This window comes from Paenibacillus sp. FSL R5-0636 (assembly GCF_037974255.1).
Classification (GTDB): domain Bacteria; phylum Bacillota; class Bacilli; order Paenibacillales; family Paenibacillaceae; genus Paenibacillus_AQ; species Paenibacillus_AQ odorifer.
On sequence record NZ_CP150232.1, the window covers coordinates 2,427,422 to 2,445,998 of the forward strand.

The following is an 18,577-nucleotide window of genomic DNA, read 5'->3' on the forward strand; positions in this document are numbered from 1 at the left end:
GCGGAACGTTATTTTTACTGTAACGACTCTATTCCCTCTTTAAGATTGTTGTCGTATGTTTCAACATTCGATTCATGAGATTTCGCCGTTCTGTTTTTATGTCGGTGTCGCTTCTCTTTAATGCGTCGCGGATGGGGATGATCTCTGTAATTTTCCTGCCGCTTTTTATTCTTCGATCTACACAAGTCGGAATGTAACCTACGTTAGTTATACTCGTGTGTCCTTTTTCATCCTTCTTTATTTTAAGCGTAAGAATGATACCGCTTTGTGTATAAGGAATATTCATTAGTTTAGTCGAAACAAAATTCCCCAATGAGTAAATAACGAATTGTTTTTTTCCACGAAGCGCTAACGGTTGTAGAACATGTGGGTGAGACCCCAGTATGATGTCGGCGCCATTTTTAAAGAAGAGATTGACCAGCTCTTTTTGCCTCTTGTTTGGAGTGTAACGGTATTCGCTTCCGAAATGCAGATAAAGCAAGACTAGATCGACTTTCTTTTTTAAATCTCGAATCTCCCGAATGATTTTGGGCGTAGATATCCGGTTAACCAGCCATGGCTTACTCACTGGTACAGGAATTCGGTTGGTTCCTGCTGTGTAGGAGAGGATGCCGATCGTAATTCCTTTGACGTTTTTAATAAGAGTTCTCTTGGATTCTTCTAATGATTTAGCTGTTCCCGTGTGGTCGATTCCATTACGGTCTAGAACTCGTAACGTCCGAACCAGACCCGGGGCACCATAATCCATGCAATGATTGTTGGCCGTTACTAATACGTCGAATCCGGCTTGCTTAAGTGCAGGGGCCAGTTCGTCTGGACATTTGAATATCGGACCGCCTGAACGTGGGCTTTTCCGGCATTCGGAGCCACTTCCAGCAAAGGTGGTTTCGAGATTGCCAATTGTCAAATCAGCCTGTTTTAGATAAGGAGCTACTTTTGCAAACAGGGGGCTGAACGAATAGGTTCCGTCAGGCTGTTTAGCATCCGAAATAATATAACGTTTGACCATTAGATCTCCCACAGCAGCTATTTGTATTTCAGTCATGGATATCCACCTTTTTATTATTTTCATTAGGATATGGCATAAAGTTGTTATGGGTTATTCTTTCTTTAAGGCGAAGTGCAAACATTTTTGTGGCTTTTTATTTAAAATGTGACCCAACGCATAATCACTTTATTTAGATCGTCTAAATTTAAGGTATTCATTTTTTTCAAACTTTTATAATTTGATTCAAATCCTCTTTTTTGTTTGGCAACCATAATAAAATAAGGTTGTTGATAAACATTATCAATCAAACATTGGAGGTTAAAGAAATGAGTACACAATTCAAAAAAATCGCCGAGGATACTTACTGGATAGGCAAAATCGATAACCGCCAGGTTCCATTTCACCGCCTGATTCTGGCAAAAGGAACTACCTATAATTCTTATTTATTAAAAACAGGTAAGCCAACTGTCATTGATACCGTAGATATGGAATTCGGACGTGAATATGCCGAGTGCCTGGGTGAAATGATTGATCTTCTAGATATTCATTACATTGTAATTAATCATACAGAGCCTGATCACTCTGGTGGACTGGCAGCTCTCGCTGCCAAGGCTGCAAATGCCACGATCGTATGCACCGAGATTGCTGTTCCAGAATTGCAGGAAATGTACAAGCTTCATAGCCGGAACTTCCTGGTGGTTAAAGATGGAGACAAGCTGGATATTGGCGGGAAAACGCTGCTGTTTAAAGAAACACCGTATCTCCATACCGCCGAAACGATGATAACCTATTGTATCGAAGATCAAATCTTATTTCCTTGTGATATTTTCAGCACGCATGTTGCGGTGGAGAATCTATTCAGCGATGAAGCCGGGTTTGATATTACGGAAGATTTCCAGGGCTATTACGCAGCTATTATACATCCTCATAGAAGATATGTAAGAACACTGTTAGAGGCTGTTAAGGATCTTGAGATCCGGATGATCGCTCCTTCCCATGGGTTTGTGATCCGGGAGGACATACGTAAATATATCGAGATGTACGCCACATTGAGCCGCGAAACGACGCAAGGAAAAAAGGCAACCATCGTTTATACCACCATCAAAAACAGTACCAAGAAGATGGCCAAAATTATACAGGATTGCTTGCAGGAAAATAATATTGAGACAGAGGTCTGGGATGCAGATAAAAGCAGTGCCACCGATATTCTGAACAGCATAATGTCAGCTGACGCGGTCTTTATTGGCAGCTCCACTAAATACGCGGACATGATTGGGAATCTGGAGAACATTCTGAAAGAATTGCACAATATGAATCTGGAAGGCAAACTTGCTGCAGCCTTTGGCTCCTACGGTTGGAGTGGTGAAGCCATTGAAGTCATTCAGGATTATCTGAATGGAACAAACATGACGGTGCAAAGCACATCTGAGGTTATTAAATCCACGGGGATGACACATGTAGAGTTCCCTGTACGAATCAGGTTTTCCCCGAAAGAGCCTGAGAAAGTTCAAAAAATTAAAAATGCGGCTGAATTTGTATCGGATTTGCTGCTGAGTTCATTTTAGGGAGGGGAGCATAGGATGACAAAACATTACGTTATTGTTGGCGGCGGAGTAGCCGCCGTCCATGCCGCCAAAGCCATCCGTGATCAAGACGCAGATTCGGAAATTTCGATCCTCGGGGAGGAAAGCCAACTGCCCTATAACCGGATTAAGCTGACTAAAGGGCTGTTTACCGACCTGCACAGTGAGAAGGTGCTGATTAAAAAGGAAAAGTGGTACCGCGATAACCGTATATCCGTAAAAACCTCGACACGAATCCGTTCTGTCCACCCGGACCGGCAAATTGTTGTGACAGAAGATGGGCAGAGTGTTTCTTATCATAAGCTTTTACTGTGTATGGGAGCGAAGAATCGTGAACTTTCCCTTGAAGGCTCCGGCCTGAACAATGTCCATACCCTCCGGGACATGAACGACGCGGACAGATTGAAAGAAAACCTGCAGGATGGCAGCCATGTAGCCGTAATCGGTGGTGGAGTGCAGGGAATCGAAACCGCTTGGGCGCTGCATGTAGCTGGATATCAGGTAACGGTGATCGAAGCTTTTCACCGGTTGATGGGCAGACAGCTTGATGAGAAATCCTCACAGCTACTTAAGGAGAACCTTGAACAAGCAGGTGTGAAGGTTATTCTTCAAGCAGATGTGGCGTCTATTACAGGAACAGAGTTTGTTACCGGAATTACGCTGGACGACCAATCTCATTTTTCCTGTGACCATGTGGTCTACTCCATTGGTATTGTACCGAATACGGAACTGGTAAGTGGCTCGAGTATTCAAGTCCGGCAGGGCATTATCGTAAATGAACAAATGCAAACAAATGATCCACATGTGTACGCAGCCGGAGATGTGGCTGAAGTTAACGGGCATGTGGAAGGACTGTGGGGCGGAGCGATTGAGCAGGGCCGGATTGCCGGCAGTAATATGGTTGCCAATCTGACTGCGTATCGTAGAGCTGTTCCGGTTACCTTATTTAATGCCTTTGGCATCTCTTTATTTTCGATAGGCAACGTGGATGAACGGTATTGCGATACGGTGGTAAGCGGAGAAGAAAATGGGGCGTATACGCGAATCTATGTGAAAGATAACACAATGATTGGTGCGATATCCTGGCAAGGAGCAGCTGCTTCTCTGGGGTATAAAACCGCTGTAGAGCAAGGCATCCCCCTTGAGGGGATCGATGATAACGGGAGTAGCATCGAGGAGATTATGGCTGAAGTACAAACCAGGTTGAACTAAACTATTAACTTTTTAGGAGATGATAAAGATGAAAAAATACATTTGTCTACCCTGTGGTTATATCTATGATCCGGCATTAGGCGATCCCGATGAGGATGTTGTTGCAGGCACTGCATTTGAAGACTTGCCTGAAGATTGGGTCTGTCCGGTATGCGGTGAAGATACCAGCCATTTCGCACCGGTTGAGGACAAAAAAACTTCTGCATCTTAAAGGAAAGTAAAAGTTGTACAAAAAAAATGAACAACAGGGGGGACAGTTATGAAGGAGTATTCTTGCCAATACGCTGCTGAACCTTGTACCCGCAAGGTGCCTATTTTTGCTGCGTTAAGCGATGACGATCTCTCCCGGATCAGTGCTATGATCAAACATCGTAAGTTTACTAAAGGTCAACCTTTAATTCTGGAAGGGGCGCCGTCAGATACGCTGTACATTATTCAGCGAGGGCATGTTAAATTATCTAAAACAACTCCTGAGGGCAAGGAACAAATTTTGCACATCTTGACGAATGGAGACTTTTTCGGGGAACTGAGCATTTTTAACAGCGATGAGCTGAGTAACTTCAGTGCTTATGCTCTGAAAGACACTAACATTTGCATGCTGACCCGAACGGATATGGAGCAGCTGATGAGGGATAATCCGGATATTTCGCTCAGGCTACTGAAGAGTGTGACCAAAAGACTAGCCCATACGGAAAATCTGGCGCAAAGCCTGGCGACCAAAGATCCCGAAATACGAATTGCTTATATGATCATGGAACTCAGCGACAAATATGGTAAGCAGCGTGGCGCTCATATTCATATTGACCTTCCGTTGTCTCGTGAAGAGCTGGCCAGTTATGTTGGGGTCACCCGCGAAACTATTAGCAGAAAATTCTCAAGGTTCGAAGATTCAGGTCTTATTGAGCTAATCGGAAACAAGCAAATGATCATTATAGATCCAGCCGGTTTGGAGAGTTATATGGGGTATTAAGAGGATTACGGTGTATTGACTGTCCTGTATGACACCGTTGGTGCAGAACATACGCTATATGGGGCCAGACTCCGAATACTTGTCGTTCCCAAAGGATTTCAGTATGATGAATACTATATAAACTTGTCCCTATGGGCTCGATTAATCGGAAGATGGCGAGGAAACCCAATGCAGAAAAGGAATAGCAGAAAATTTTTCAGGATTAGGCTAGAGGAAATGATTCAAACCTTGCGACATGAAATTCGTTCGGGAAGTATAGCGATCGGCAGTTATCTTCCTTCAGAAAGCGACTTAGAGGTGCGTTTCGGACTTAGTAACGCTTCTGTGCGCAACGGGCTCAAGGTGCTGGTGGATGAAGGCTTAATTGAGAAAATTCCGCGTGTTGGCAATCGGGTCATCCCTCCGGTAGAGGAAGGCAGAACGACGATCAAGTTCGGATATGTGAACACCATCCCCAAGCTTGTAGAGATGCAAGAGCTACTGAATGAGTTCGGCAAACGCTATCCGCATATCGATATTCAGCCGCTCGAGTTGTCTTCAGGAAACTACTCAACATCTTTGAAAGAATATTTGCAATCAGAAATCATGGATGTCGTACTGATGAATAATAACAATTACCAGGATTTTTTGGAGCAAGGCTGTACAGAGCTGCTGGAGCCGATGGAGGAACAGCCGGACACGTATCGTTTTCTTTCCGGCCCGTTCCGGTACGGTGACCGTAATCGCGTTCGCCCCTTCATTTATTCTCCAGTCGTGCTTTGTTATAATAAACAGCACTTTAAGGAAGCCGGCGTATCACCACCCGACAGTAGCTGGACCTGGGATGATTTGTTCGCTAATGGTCGAAAGGTAGCTGAAGGTCATGACTGGTATGGTTTTTATTTTTATTTGCCTTCTCGTAACCGGTGGCCGTTGTTCCTGCTTCAAAGCGGTACGACGTTTGCGGCAGAACAGGATGATGAAGGCAAATTCCGGTTGAGTGGCTCAAAGCTACTCGACAGTTTAGGAACCATCCGAAAGCTGATAGGCATGAAGGATGTATTTCCAGCCGTATTGTCCGAGAGCGATGCGGATGCGGAAGCCTTGTTCTTGCAAGGCAAAGTGTCCATGATAATGACGACCTATTATTTCTTGAATCAATTGCGTCAATCCGATTTGGCATTCGATATTGCTCCATTGCCTCGGCTGCAAAATGCTGATACGCTGCTGATTATAAATGGACTGGCGGTTAACAGCAAATCACAGAACAAGGATGCATCCATGCTACTCGTTGATTTTCTCACCTCACACGAGGCGCAACTGATCATTAGGCGCAAGACACTGAATATTGCAGCCAACCGTTTGGTCATGGATTGGGAAGGTGAGGAAGTGGGTTATCGTCCGGCCCGTTTTCAGCTTTACCGTGAGATCTTCCCTACCTATCGTCTGGTTACAGAGCTGGGTTTAAGCAACCTCCAGTTGAAAGAGATTCAACGCGATATCATGATGTTTGTATCAGGCCTACTGGACAACGACGAGTTATGCCGCAGGCTTGAGGAGATATTGAATACGGTAAATCAGGAGACTCAGCACTCTTGAGGGCTGAAAGTTTTTTCGAAAATTCCGGCACAGGTTCAATTCTGAACCTGTGCTTTTTGTTATGCTGAAGTATTTGTTTGTCGCACAATAATTGACTCATATATGACTCATAAAAACATGTTGACTATACTTTTATTATTATTATATGATGCAATAGAAGTCAGATATGAGTTAACGCGAACTCATTATTATTAAGGTGGTGTAGCTGCAACGATGGAAAAGGAAGGCGTTTATTTTCACAATGTTTCGGAGCTGGTTCATAAACCCTATCAATCTGGATTGCATCTCCAGCGTTTTCCACAGCATGTGCGCAATGGCTTGTCAGAGAAAGGAAGAACCAAAGCTATACAATCGAACGGCTGCGAATTGCGGTTTGTCACCGAATCCAAGCATGTTAGGGTCACTGTCGGATCGAATGATAGTAACGGCCGAGTTGTGGTATGCAGAGGGGATTTTTTTCATTCTCAGCATTTTTTGCAGGCGGGTACGGTAACCACTCTGCACTTGGAGGAGCCGGAACGTTTTACAGAGGTATCAAGTAAGCGGCTGAATCAGTCTGGATTTTCCTCTAACGTATGGCGTTTGCATTTTGATCGTTTCGGAGCTGTTTTCTACGATGTGGATGCTTTTGGTTGTGAAGCACGTGCGCCTAGACCGGATGAGGTACCGAAGCTTACGATGCTCGCCTATGGATCTTCCATCAGCCAGAGCGCGGGATCCACGCATCATTTCAATGGTTACTTACAGCAGACAGCGCGCAGACTTGGTGTGGATGTGCTAAATCTTGCGCTTAGCGGATCTTGTTATTGCGAGGACGTAGTTGCCGATCATCTGGCTGAACGTGAGGATTGGGATTTTCTGTTTCTGGAACTTGGTGTCAATATGCGTGCTGTAGTGTCTCCCGAGGAATTCAAGCGTAGAGTGTCTTACATGCTGGACCGGGTTATCGAAAATCATCCTGACAAACCTGTGTTTGTTACTACGATTTATCCGAATCGTGCAACGTATTTTCTTGATGCAGGCCATCTTCTTCATGTCCAAGAGGGGATTTTTAACGAAGTGCTGCTTCGTTACTGTGAGAGCAATAAACATCCACAACTACATCTGCTGGATGGCGCATCAGTCATGCGCGATCTTACCTCGCTGACCTCCGATCTGATTCATCCTTCCGATTATGGACACACGCTAATGAGCGAGCATTTAGCAAAACTGTTGCGGCCCATGATCGAGCCCCTCCGAACTTCTAGTCATTCTAGTGCCGTGTCCCAAATTTTGTAATAGGGAGTTGATGGAAATGAAGCGTTGGATGCTTACCATGGTGGGAGTTTCATTATTAGCCGCCTCTATGAATGGATGTTCCTCTTCTAATAAGGGGGGAGAAGAGCAAGCTGGGGAGAGTCCAGAAAAAACCACTGCTTTCTCCATATCGTTCCGGAGCGGAAACATTTCGTATGCAGACAATCATCCGAATATCAATGATGACAAATGGGTCAAAAAGCTGGAGGAACTTACAAATACAGATATTAACATCCGTTTGATGCAGCAGAAAAATTTTGATTCCCAAATGATTCAAATGTTCGCGATCAACGACATTCCGGATGTCGTGCAAGCAAGCTCTGGGCTGACGAACCCTCAGTTGGCAGGTTCCGTGGAGGCTGGAGTATTCATGCCACTTAATGAATTGCTTGAGCAGTATGGGCAAGATCTTCTCAAGAAAGTTCCGAAGGAGGCATGGGACAAGGAGACCGATGCGAAAGGTAATATCTACGCGATTCCGGAATGGCTGTCCAATCCGTCACGCCGGGCAACTTGGATTCGTGCGGATCTTTTGGAACAAACAGGGCTGCCAGAGCCTAAAACAGTCGATGACTTCCTGAATGTCATGCGTGCTTTTAAGAAGATGGGTGTGGAGAATCCTTATATGGGCCGGGAGGACTTTGTATATTCGGATATGTTCTTCGGATCTTACGATACCTTTGCCAATTTCTTTATGAAACAAGGGGATCAAATTGTCCCGAAATTTATGAATATCGAAAATATGCAAAAGACGATCCAAACGTACAAGACAATGTTCGACGAAGGACTGATAAACAAAGAGTTCGTCACAATTAATCCCACGAAATTCAAGAACGATATTCTTGCAGGCAAGGCGGGTATCTGGAACATGAATGCCAACCTGTTGATCCAATGGGATCAGCAGCTAAGAGAACAGGTGCCTACTGGTAAAATGAAGCTGATCGCCTCGCCCACAGGACCTGACGGTAAGGGGGGACTTCGTCTTGTCGGTACGGTGCCGCGAGCGTATTTAATTAACAAGGATGCGAAAGATCCTGCCGGGATCGTCAAGTTTTTCAACTGGATGGTTAGTGACGAAGCGGAAAAGTTTTTTACCTTCGGAATTGAAGGGGAAAACTACACTGTAGAGAACGGAAATATTAACTATAACAGACCGAAAACAGCCGATGAAGCTGATGAGGAAACGTTCCGTCAAATCCTGCTGTGGTTCGTACAGGATACTACCTACAATAAAGGCGCGCTTAGTCTCACACCCGAAGGAAAAGATTTGATGAAGCTCTACGACACAGTACTTGCGAATGAGGGACGCGACGGGATTCAATTTGAACCGCAAGTAAAAGGCTATCAGAAAAACCCGGACATCACTCCAGGTGGAGATAAATTGCCGCCTGTTATATTGACGCATGTGATCAATATGGTATACGGCAAAAAGCCGATCTCAGACTATCCGAAGGTGGTGGAGGAATGGCTGCAGAAAGGGGGAAGTGACGTCGTCAAGGAAGCAACAGAACGTTATAACAATAACGACGGTGTAATTTTGTCCCGACATTAATAAGCTGCATCTCAAAAGAGGTTTGAACTCCATAATGCTTGTGATTACCTATACCATGTCAGGGAGGAATTCATTTGAGAAACGGACTATATAGGAAAGCTTTTCGAGTGGGCATTAGAGTACTGTTGGCGTTGGCTTTGTTATATTCGCCTTTGGAAATGCAAGCGCTTACCAAAGTTTATGCAGACGGAATAAACGATGACTATGTTACGCTCTACGAGGAAAACTTCGATGACCCTGACAATTTTGGATCGACCGGTGGCGTTACCATTCCGGGGCCTTGGCTGCAGGAAGGTGAAGGAAATAGCATGGCGAAAACTTCGGTTTCGTCCACGGCCCCGTCCGTACCGAATCTGGTGAAAATCGATGGCAAGGATGCATTGGCGCTGCCAGTGAATTCGACGGGGTACCGCAATCTTCAATTGAGTTATTATACACGGGCATCCTCCTACATCGGAGGAAGCGTCATCGTAGAATGGTCAAGTGACGGAGGGATAAATTGGACAACGTTGGAGGAATTTAAGCTGCCCCCAGGGACGCTGGAACAAAAGAACAGTGAGCCGAATCAACTCAAAGTCCAAAACTTGGGCAGCGGAGCTGACAACAACCCGAATGTCAAGATCCGGGTCCGTGTGGGGGAATTGATGAGCGCGAATATGTACATCGATAGTGTCGCCCTCAAAGCTCAAGCGATTCCTGGAATACCACCCGCAGAGACACCGGTGCCAATCCCTACACCGGTTGAACCTAAGCCGTTTGTGGTTCCTGAAGGCGTTAAGCTGTCTGAAGATGTGCTGATTGGGAACGCTGGAACGCGGCCGATTTATACTTCGATTGCCGTACCTAAGATCCCGCCTCATGCACCGATGCCAGTGATGGTATACATTCATGGCGGAGGTTGGAACCATGGGGACCGGAAGCAAGCCCTTGCCAGTATCTGCAACTATGTAACCAAGCGAGGATATATCGGAGTATCGCTGGATTACCGCCTAACCCCGGAAGCGCCATTCCCGGCGCAAATTCAGGATGTGAAGCTTGCTCTCCGTTACTTGCGCGCGCATTCGGCAGAATACCATTTGGACCCGAGTCGGATCGGTGTATGGGGTTCGTCGTCAGGGGGGCATCTGGCCTCACTGCTCGGTACGACTGGGGACATCAAGTCAGGCGAGACAATCACATTGGATACTGGACATACCGTAAACGTTCCGGATTTGGAGGGGAATGGGGGTTGGCAGCAATATTCTGATCAAGTGCAAGCCGTTGTCGATCTGTACGGTCCAGCGGATTTTACAACAAACTTCGCTAATAGCTATAAATCCGTGAAAGCGCTTTTAGGTGGGAACGACGCGTTCTCTGTGCCAGACCAGGCAAGGTTGGCCATGCCTGGCACTTATGCGTCACCGGACGATCCGCCTTTTTTCATCCGCCATGGGGATGTGGATGCAACGATCCCATACACGGACAGCATTACGTTCTCCAATCAATTGAAGGATGCAGGCGTGAAAGTGGTCGATGTCAAAATTGTACCGAAACAAGGTCACGGTTTTATAGGCGAAGCGGCTGAGCAAGCAAGCGCCGAGGCTTGGGCTTTTATGGATCAATATGTAAAGAATCGAACGGCAACAACATCTGATGATGAGGTTGTATACCGCGATCTAGCCAGTCTGACACCGAGCGACGATGCAGTCATCGACAGCAGCAAGCCCACTGTAAACTTCAATAGCGCGACGGGCAGCAGCAATGGATTGTTCAGTATTTCTTCTGGCGCCGAGAACAAGAAATATGTGTATTTTAAATTTGATGTCTCTTCATATAGCAATCCTGCAAACAGGTATATTTTTAATGTTGCTGCCAAAAAGGGTTCATCCAATGCGGACCTCGAACTTTCGTTATTCGGCCTAAAGGATACAAATTGGACTGAATCGGAGCTGACTTGGAGCAATGCGCCTGTCACGGATCTGACCATTGCTTCGTTAAGTGGGAAATTTACCGTAACGGCAGACAAATCAGGAGCTCCACAGGTTTACAGCATCGATGTGTCCGAGTTTGTCAGAGACAGATTGTCCGCATCGGGCGGTAATATCGCTTTTCTGCTTGGTGATACGGCAAGCACTGGAATTTCCCTCAATGTCTATTCGAAAGAAGCTAATGGCAACAGCAACCCCCGTCCACAGCTTGTTGTTCAAGAAGCGGTTGAACCTTCAAGTGACCTTGAGAAACCTTCCTGGCCGGATGGAAGTTCTCTGAAGGCTGTCAATATAGGTACAGAGTTCATTCAACTTTCATGGCCGGCCGCCAGCGATAATCAAGGTATCGCCTCCTATCGCGTATACCGGGATAACACCCTGTTATCCAATGTTAACGATGCAACGTATACAGTCGTTGGGCTTAGCCCTAGCACGGCGTACAGCTTTAAGGTTGAAGCGGTGGATCAGTCGGGCAATACATCCGTACCGCTTGCTTTTACCCGGTCAACGCTTACAGAACCCATCATTCCTTATGCGATTGCAAACGTGACAGCTAGCGACAGCGATGGCAATATCGCAACGAATACCATCGATAATAACTTGTTCACCCGTTGGTCCGCTGCAGGTAAAAGCCCGTGGATCCAATACGATTTAGGCGAAGAGAAGCAGATCAGTTATTTAGGTATTGCCGTTTATAAAGGTGATACGCGCACGGCTCAATTGAGTATCGAAACTTCAAATGACGGTTTGGCTTGGACTACGATATGGACTGGTGCAAGTATGTTCAGGACGATAGAGATGCAACCTTTCGATCTTCCTGACACAGAAGCAAGATATGTGCGCATCGTAGGTCTTGGAAATTCTGATGGCAGCGCGTTTACAAGTTTATCGGAGGTAAACATCTATGCGCCGTTCGCAAATGGAGATACACCTGTAGCCAGCATTCCGAATTACACGCCTAATCCACCCCGGGAACCGATCCCATTCACAGCTCCCGGATTAACTGAACCTGATGGTACGGTGCATCCGGTTCATTCCTCACCTACTACCACTGGGCGCCTCTTGAATGTGCTGGACTATAATGCTGATCTCGCCGATAACGACACAGATGACGGTATTGCTATTCAAGCTGCCATAAACAGTGCTGAACCCGGCGATGAGGTCTATTTGCCGTCTGGGGTTTATAATTTGAACTCAACATTGGATACCCTTGTCAATTTGAAGCTCAAGTCAGGTGTAAACCTTCGCGGTGAGGATCAATCAACAACCATCCTCAAGACATCTCTCAATAAGGTAAAAAACAGCACCTTGATGAAAGTATCCGGACAGCATGATCTGTCCATATCCAACCTCACATTGACTTCTACCTGGAACGGTGTCTACACGACGGATCATAAAGTGAACAACCCGGACGCAGGTGGTCCCGACAGCATGATTACCATTGCAAATTTTGGTGAGGTTCCGTCATACAACATCACGGTTGATGGGGTTACTGTAGAGAAGTATTCACGTATGGGTGTGCGTATCGACAACAGCCGTGATATTGTCGTACGCCGCAGCACGTTCCGAAATGCGACAGATGTAGGGCCGGGTGGTGCTGGCTATGGTGTGTCGATTCAGGGCATGGCCAAACAGGACCGCAACGGGTATGAGAACGACACGGTTTGGAATGTTGTGGAGGACTCCCATTTCGAAGGCCCTTATTTGCGGCATGGGGCGCTGATCCAATTTGTTGCCCATAACAATGTTCTGCGAAACAATCAGTTTATGAATACAAAGCTGGATGCCATCGATCTGCATGGAGAACTCGAATATTTGAACGAGATATACGGCAATGTGATTAGTGACATTCCCTACGGCGCGGCGATCGGGCTGGGAAACACCGGGGGTACAGCACCCAGCAATCACAGTAAGTCAGGACCGCGCAACTATATCCATGACAATACGATTCGTAATACAAGAGAAGGAATCAATGTAACTATGGGCACTCCGGATACAGTCATCGAGCGAAATGTGATTGAAAATACAACTCATATAGAGGACGCCAAAGGCATTCAGATTTTGAACGGGCCAGGTACAATCATTAAGGAGAATATCATTCGCAACAATACTGCGTCGAATTATTGGGCTGTATCCCTTGAGCATGATCCCGGCGACAGCAAAGCAAATGATATCGGAGCGGGCGACCCGCAGGACGTTCAATTGATCGGAAATTCGCTGATTGGCAATACGAACGGCATTCGACTTCTTGCTGGAAAAGGGATCATCCTGCAGGGGAATCTTATTGACAGTATAAGTCGCAATTATTTCAAAAATGATCATGTGGTAGTAGAGGGTTGGCCGTTACCGAATATACCCTAAAGAAAACACAAGCTCACTCATAGAAACTCCATATTGCAAGCGCTTTATTGTAGGTAGAATGAGGTTAGATTCATTCACTATTCAAGGAAATGGAGGAAGGCCGATGCCACATATTGAGATTAGGATGTACGAAGGCCGAACAAGTGAGCAGAAGGAGGAGATAGTCACCGTATTCACGCGGGAGTTATCCCGAATTATTGAACGGGATGAACGATTTATTACCGTCGAATTTCAAGAAATTCCCCTGGATGAGAATGCTCCGGCGAACCTGCTGAAAACAGGATCTGTAGGAAACGGTTATGAAAGCTAAGTTAACTGGGGTTGACCTTATTAACTACAAAGCCGACACGAAAAGATCCTTGCTTTTAAACATGTGGAAATTCAGAGCACTCTATGTGATTGCGATTCCCGGGATCTTGTATTTCATCATTTTCAAGTACTTGCCGTTGGCTGGTTCAGTTATTGCATTTCAAAACTACAACATTTTTAAAGGCTTTACAGGCAGTGAATGGGTGAGACTTGAGCACTTTAGGACGATGTTTCAATACCAGGATTTCGGAAGAATCTTGAGCAATACAATTCTTCTAGGCTTGTATGATCTTATATTCGCCTTTCCGGCTCCAATATTGCTTGCACTTCTGCTGAATGAAATTCGGCTTGTGTTTTACAAACGGTTTTTGCAAACGGTGGTTTATATGCCCCATTTCCTGTCTTGGGTAATTGTCAGCGGTATCGCCTTGGGTATCCTCTCCCCAGGAACAGGGATTGTGAATCAGGTTTTACAAGCCTTCGGCTTTGAACCAATTTATTTTCTTGGTGAAAATTCATACATTCGCACGATTTTGATCAGTTCCGGTATCTGGAGGGATTCCGGGTACGGTACGATCATTTATCTGGCCGCGTTGGCAGGAATAAACCCAGATCTTTATGAGGCTGCTGAAGTAGACGGAGCCGGGCGCTGGAAACAAACCTTAGCCATTACACTGCCGTCTCTGATACCGACGATTATGATTTTGTTCCTTCTCCATATCGGGAGATTTCTTGATCTTGGCTTCGAGCGGGTATGGGTATTCCTGAACGCGCTTAATACCGGGAACGGGGAGATTCTGGACACTTATATCTATAAGGCGGGGCTGCTGTCTCAGCAATACAGCTATACAACAGCAGTGGGGCTATTCAAGTCGGTAGTTGGACTCATTCTGGTGCTCATCGGCAACATTTTGAGCAAAAAAACAACCGGTGAATCGCTGTATTAATCGCTCTTTATGGAGGTAGGGATGATGAGAGTACGCTATACTCGCGGCCAGAATCTATTTAATGTGTTCAATCTTTTGTTTCTGACCGCTCTCGCTTTGGCTATGTTTCTGCCGTTTCTGAATGTGATTGCCCAGTCCTTTAGCAGCTCTGAAGCAATTATTAATGGCAGGGTAGGTTTGCTGCCAAAGGAATTTACCGCGATCAATTATCAGTACGTTTTCAGCGATCATTCCATTTGGCGGGCGTTCGGTGTCTCCGTCTATATTACGGTACTGGGCACCGCAATTAATCTGATTGCGACAGCGTCTCTCGCTTATCCGGTGTCGCGGCCGGAATTCCTAGGACGTAAATACATCGTCATGATGGTATTGTTCACTATGGTATTCAGCGCCCCTCTTATTCCAAATTTTATCCTGATAAAAAATTTGGGGCTTATGAACTCCTTATGGGCACTTATGATTCCGGGCGCCATCAGCGCTTTTAACTTTTTCGTGATGAGAAGCTTCTTCATGCAGCTGCCTCAGGAGCTGATAGATTCCTCTAGAATCGATGGGTGTGGCGAGCTGCGGATCATTGTCAACATGGTACTGCCGTTGTCCAAACCGGTAATGGCCTCATTGGGGATTTTCTACGCCGTCGGGCACTGGAATACGTACATGAGCGCTCTGTATTATATCAACAAGCCGTCTTTATGGCCTCTGCAGGTGATGTTGAAGAAGCTCTTCGAGACGGACGATATCAGCATTGATCCGGCTTCCTCAGTGTATAGCTCTTTGGCCCACACCTCACCTGAGGGCATTAAAATGGCTGTTATCATTGTCGCTACTATTCCGATTATCATGATTTACCCGTTTCTTCAACGCCATTTCGTTAAAGGAATGATGGTCGGATCCGTCAAATCCTGATCTATCATAGTGTGGTAGAATAGGAACGCGTTAAGCGAGACGAATCGGAAGGTGGTATCCATGGATGAGATGTGTATTAATCGTAGACGACGAGCCCATGATTCGAAAGGGACTTTCTATCATGATCCAGCAATGCGGCGAGCATCCGTATAACATTAAGCTGGCCCAGAATGGCGAAGAGGCCATCCAGCTCATTATGGAGGAGCAGCCGGATTTTCTTTTTACAGATATCCGTATGCCCAAGGTAGACGGACTGGAGCTGTGCCGGCGGCTGTCGGAGATGGAGACGGATATTCAGACTGTTGTCATCTCGGGTTATGGGGATTTTGAATACGCCCGCCAATGCGTGTCCTATGGAGTGAAAGAATATCTCCTGAAACCCGTGAGCAAAGGGAACCTTCAAAATGTGATCGCCAAACTGGAAGCGCATAGAGAGAAGTTAGAGAGTTTTGTCTCTGTCGCTAAGCTCGATGAATGGGTCGTGCGTATGGATGATGCCATCTGGACCTTGGATAAAGAAAGGCTGTACCTTGTACTGAAGGAATGGGAAACTGACTTCCTCCAGCGTAAGATGAGCCGAAGTCAGCAAAAAGAGCTTCTGGGAGAGGGCTACGCTTTGCTCGTGAAGAAGCTGCTTGTCAATTCAGTTACACCCGGTAAAAGCGTGTTAGACTTGTCCGCAGCAGCTGGACCTGAGCAGTTATTCCGCTGTTTCGCAGAAGCGTCAGCAGCAATATTGGAAGAGCTTCGTAGAAAGCGCAAGGGTAAAGCGAAGGATCCGATAGAGGAAGCTAAAGCATTTATAGAAAAGCATCTCGCTCAGGAAGTATCGCTGGAAGAAGTGGCGGAAGTGCTTGGGCTAAATGCCTCTTATTTCAGCCAGATGTTTAAGCACTCAACGGGAGAGACCTTTGTACATTACCGCATAAAACGCAGGATGGAGAAGGCCAAAAGATTGCTTGCCGATGCAAGCTATCGGATCACCGATATTTCCTATGAGGTCGGGTATGCAGACCATCCTCATTTTACGAAAACGTTCAAAAAGTTCACCGGGCTGGCTCCTTCCGAGTATCGCAACCAGCTGGGGATCGATTGATGAGAAAGAGTCTGTCGAACAAGCTGTTCGCCTCCTTTCTCACCGTCATTCTTCTATCCTTGTCCATGGTTGGATTTATCTCCTATTTTCAGGCTTCGGCTGAGCTGGATAAGTCTTCAGAGAAGTCCATTGCCCAAGTTATCAGAAGTGCGTCTTATCAAACGGATCTGTATTTGCAAAATTATGAAAAGGCTAGCGATTCCATCCTGTCCTACAATCAAGTCAAGGAGTTCCTGGATATGGACCCGGAGGATAGCTTCTCCTACTATCAATATACGAATGACATTCAGAAGTATTTGTTTCGTTCTTTGTTTATTCTGTATCCTCAGATTAATCTGATGTACATCATCGGTGAACACGGCAAGGCCATTAGCGATGATAACTCCTATCAGGCGCATAGCCTGCAGTTTCATCCTCAGGAACGCTACCGTTTCTTAAGCGAACATACCCCGGAGAGCGGCCGCATCACCATTCTCAACACGAATGTGATGAATGAAGGGGATAAGAACATTATTACGATGGTCCGACGAATCAGAGGTGTCTCTTCCTATCGTCCTAAAGGTATAGTGGCCATTGAATTTAAGGCAGAGGATCTGGCCCGCATATGGGAACCTCTTGATCTGGGACAGGGCGGGTCCTACTTTATCATGGACGAATTCGGCAAACTCCTCTATCGGGCGGAAGGGAATAATAACCACCCTGGGTTATCTGCTGAGCACATTCAGAACGTATTTCAACACCCAAATGACTCTGTGGTGGAAAAAGTAGACGGGAAAGAGTATTTGTTCGTGTCGAGAAAATCCGAATATTCCAAATGGCAGCTTGTAGTATCCATACCCGTTGGTGAGCTGCGCAAGCCTATTTCTACCATTCGTACGACCACGCTGGTGGTGGGAGTTCTCACGCTTGTAGGCACACTGCTCCTTGCAACCTGGTTCGGACGATCCATCACGAAGCCCATCCTGATTCTTAAGGAGGGCATGAGGGAGACGGAAAAAGGCAAGTGGCGCAGGCTTGAGATGAACGGCCGTCAGGATGAGCTGGGGGGACTGATGCGCAGCTACAACCTCATGGTGACCCGGCTGTCCGAAATGATTGAGCGGGTATATGAAGCGGAGCTTACCACCCAGAAGGAGGCTCTGGAGCGTCATCAAGCTGAATTCCAGGCACTCCAGCTGCAGATTAATCCGCACTATCTATATAACACATTAGAGACTATCAAATGTTACGCGGTCGTTCAGGATTCGGATGAAATCACAGAAATAGTGGAGGCCATGGCATTCATGCTTCGCTACTCCATCCAAACTAATCTGGAGGAAATTACGATTGCCAATGAGCTTAATCATGTACTGAGCTACATGACGATTCTCAAGCACCGGATCGGCAGAGAGTTCGAAATTGACGTAGTGATTCCGCCGACGCTGCTACTGGCTAAGATGGTCAGGCTGACACTTCAGCCCTTGATCGAAAATATTTTTCAGCATGCGTTTCCCGAGGGAATTGAAGACAAGCACTATATTCGAATCGACGCCAGAATAGAGGGAGACCGTTTTCTAGTTCTTGTAGAGGATAACGGCGCAGGGATGTCCCGCGAACGGCTTGATAAGCTTCGTGAGAAGCTGAATCTGAATCAGCTGGCGGATACGGAAGGAGATTCCCTCTATCATAGAGGTGGAATCGGGCTCATGAACGTGCACCGGAGAATTCAAATGGTGTTCGGTGAACAATACGGGTTAAGTGTCGAAAGCGTGGAGAATGAGGGAACCCGGCTGATCTTATCTATGCCTGCGGAGTGAGAAGATAGATGTTTTC

The 18,577-nt window shown here is 46.2% G+C and carries 14 protein-coding genes; 13 read left to right on the forward strand and 1 reads right to left on the reverse strand.

Annotated features, from left to right (window positions below):
* Positions 1–28: 28 nt before the first annotated feature.
* Positions 29–1,045: a CapA family protein gene (locus tag MKX34_RS10675; protein ID WP_076296400.1), complete on the reverse strand. Its 1,017-nt coding sequence runs from the start codon at positions 1,043–1,045 to the stop codon at positions 29–31.
* 269 nt (positions 1,046–1,314) lie between these two features.
* On the opposite strand from MKX34_RS10675, the gene MKX34_RS10680 reads away from it, so the two are divergent.
* The 13 genes from MKX34_RS10680 (at position 1,315) to MKX34_RS10740 (ending at position 18,561) form a co-directional block, all read left to right on the forward strand.
* Positions 1,315–2,553: an FprA family A-type flavoprotein gene (locus MKX34_RS10680; RefSeq protein WP_076104613.1), complete on the forward strand. Its 1,239-nt coding sequence runs from the start codon at positions 1,315–1,317 to the stop codon at positions 2,551–2,553.
* Between the two features lie 15 nt (positions 2,554–2,568).
* Positions 2,569–3,783, forward strand: coding sequence for an FAD-dependent oxidoreductase (locus MKX34_RS10685; RefSeq protein ID WP_076296399.1), 1,215 nt, complete (start codon positions 2,569–2,571; stop codon positions 3,781–3,783).
* A 28-nt stretch (positions 3,784–3,811) separates the two neighbouring features.
* Positions 3,812–3,994, forward strand: a complete 183-nt coding sequence (rd, locus tag MKX34_RS10690; RefSeq protein WP_076296398.1) for a rubredoxin — start codon at positions 3,812–3,814, stop codon at positions 3,992–3,994.
* Between the two features lie 48 nt (positions 3,995–4,042).
* The gene (locus MKX34_RS10695; protein ID WP_052096938.1) at positions 4,043–4,753 is read left to right on the forward strand and encodes a Crp/Fnr family transcriptional regulator; all 711 of its coding nucleotides are present in this window, start codon (positions 4,043–4,045) and stop codon (positions 4,751–4,753) included.
* A gap of 216 nt (positions 4,754–4,969) precedes the next feature.
* A complete protein-coding gene (locus tag MKX34_RS10700; protein ID WP_179089282.1) occupies positions 4,970–6,331 on the forward strand; it encodes an extracellular solute-binding protein in 1,362 nt (453 codons plus the stop codon).
* A 213-nt stretch (positions 6,332–6,544) separates the two neighbouring features.
* Positions 6,545–7,609 carry a GDSL-type esterase/lipase family protein gene (locus tag MKX34_RS10705; protein WP_038569861.1) on the forward strand — a complete coding sequence of 355 codons (1,065 nt, stop codon included), beginning with the start codon at positions 6,545–6,547 and terminating at the stop codon, positions 7,607–7,609.
* 16 nt (positions 7,610–7,625) lie between these two features.
* A complete protein-coding gene (locus MKX34_RS10710; protein WP_036689352.1) occupies positions 7,626–9,179 on the forward strand; it encodes an extracellular solute-binding protein in 1,554 nt (517 codons plus the stop codon).
* A 74-nt stretch (positions 9,180–9,253) separates the two neighbouring features.
* Entirely contained in the window at positions 9,254–13,507 is a 4,254-nt protein-coding gene (locus MKX34_RS10715) for an alpha/beta hydrolase fold domain-containing protein (RefSeq protein ID WP_076296396.1), read from the forward strand.
* Positions 13,508–13,610: 103 nt separating this feature from the next.
* A complete protein-coding gene (locus MKX34_RS10720; RefSeq protein ID WP_076143285.1) occupies positions 13,611–13,817 on the forward strand; it encodes a tautomerase family protein in 207 nt (68 codons plus the stop codon).
* Positions 13,807–14,763: an ABC transporter permease subunit gene (locus MKX34_RS10725; protein WP_076296395.1), complete on the forward strand. Its 957-nt coding sequence runs from the start codon at positions 13,807–13,809 to the stop codon at positions 14,761–14,763. The genes MKX34_RS10720 and MKX34_RS10725 overlap by 11 nt, the downstream gene beginning before the upstream one ends.
* 21 nt (positions 14,764–14,784) lie before the next feature.
* Positions 14,785–15,669 carry a carbohydrate ABC transporter permease gene (locus MKX34_RS10730; RefSeq protein WP_094902792.1) on the forward strand — a complete coding sequence of 295 codons (885 nt, stop codon included), beginning with the start codon at positions 14,785–14,787 and terminating at the stop codon, positions 15,667–15,669.
* Positions 15,670–15,733: 64 nt separating this feature from the next.
* Complete coding sequence (locus MKX34_RS10735; RefSeq protein ID WP_076100865.1) at positions 15,734–16,765, forward strand: response regulator; 1,032 nt, start codon at positions 15,734–15,736, stop codon at positions 16,763–16,765.
* Positions 16,765–18,561: a sensor histidine kinase gene (locus MKX34_RS10740; protein WP_076104619.1), complete on the forward strand. Its 1,797-nt coding sequence runs from the start codon at positions 16,765–16,767 to the stop codon at positions 18,559–18,561. The genes MKX34_RS10735 and MKX34_RS10740 overlap by 1 nt, the downstream gene beginning before the upstream one ends.
* Positions 18,562–18,577 lie beyond the last annotated feature (16 nt).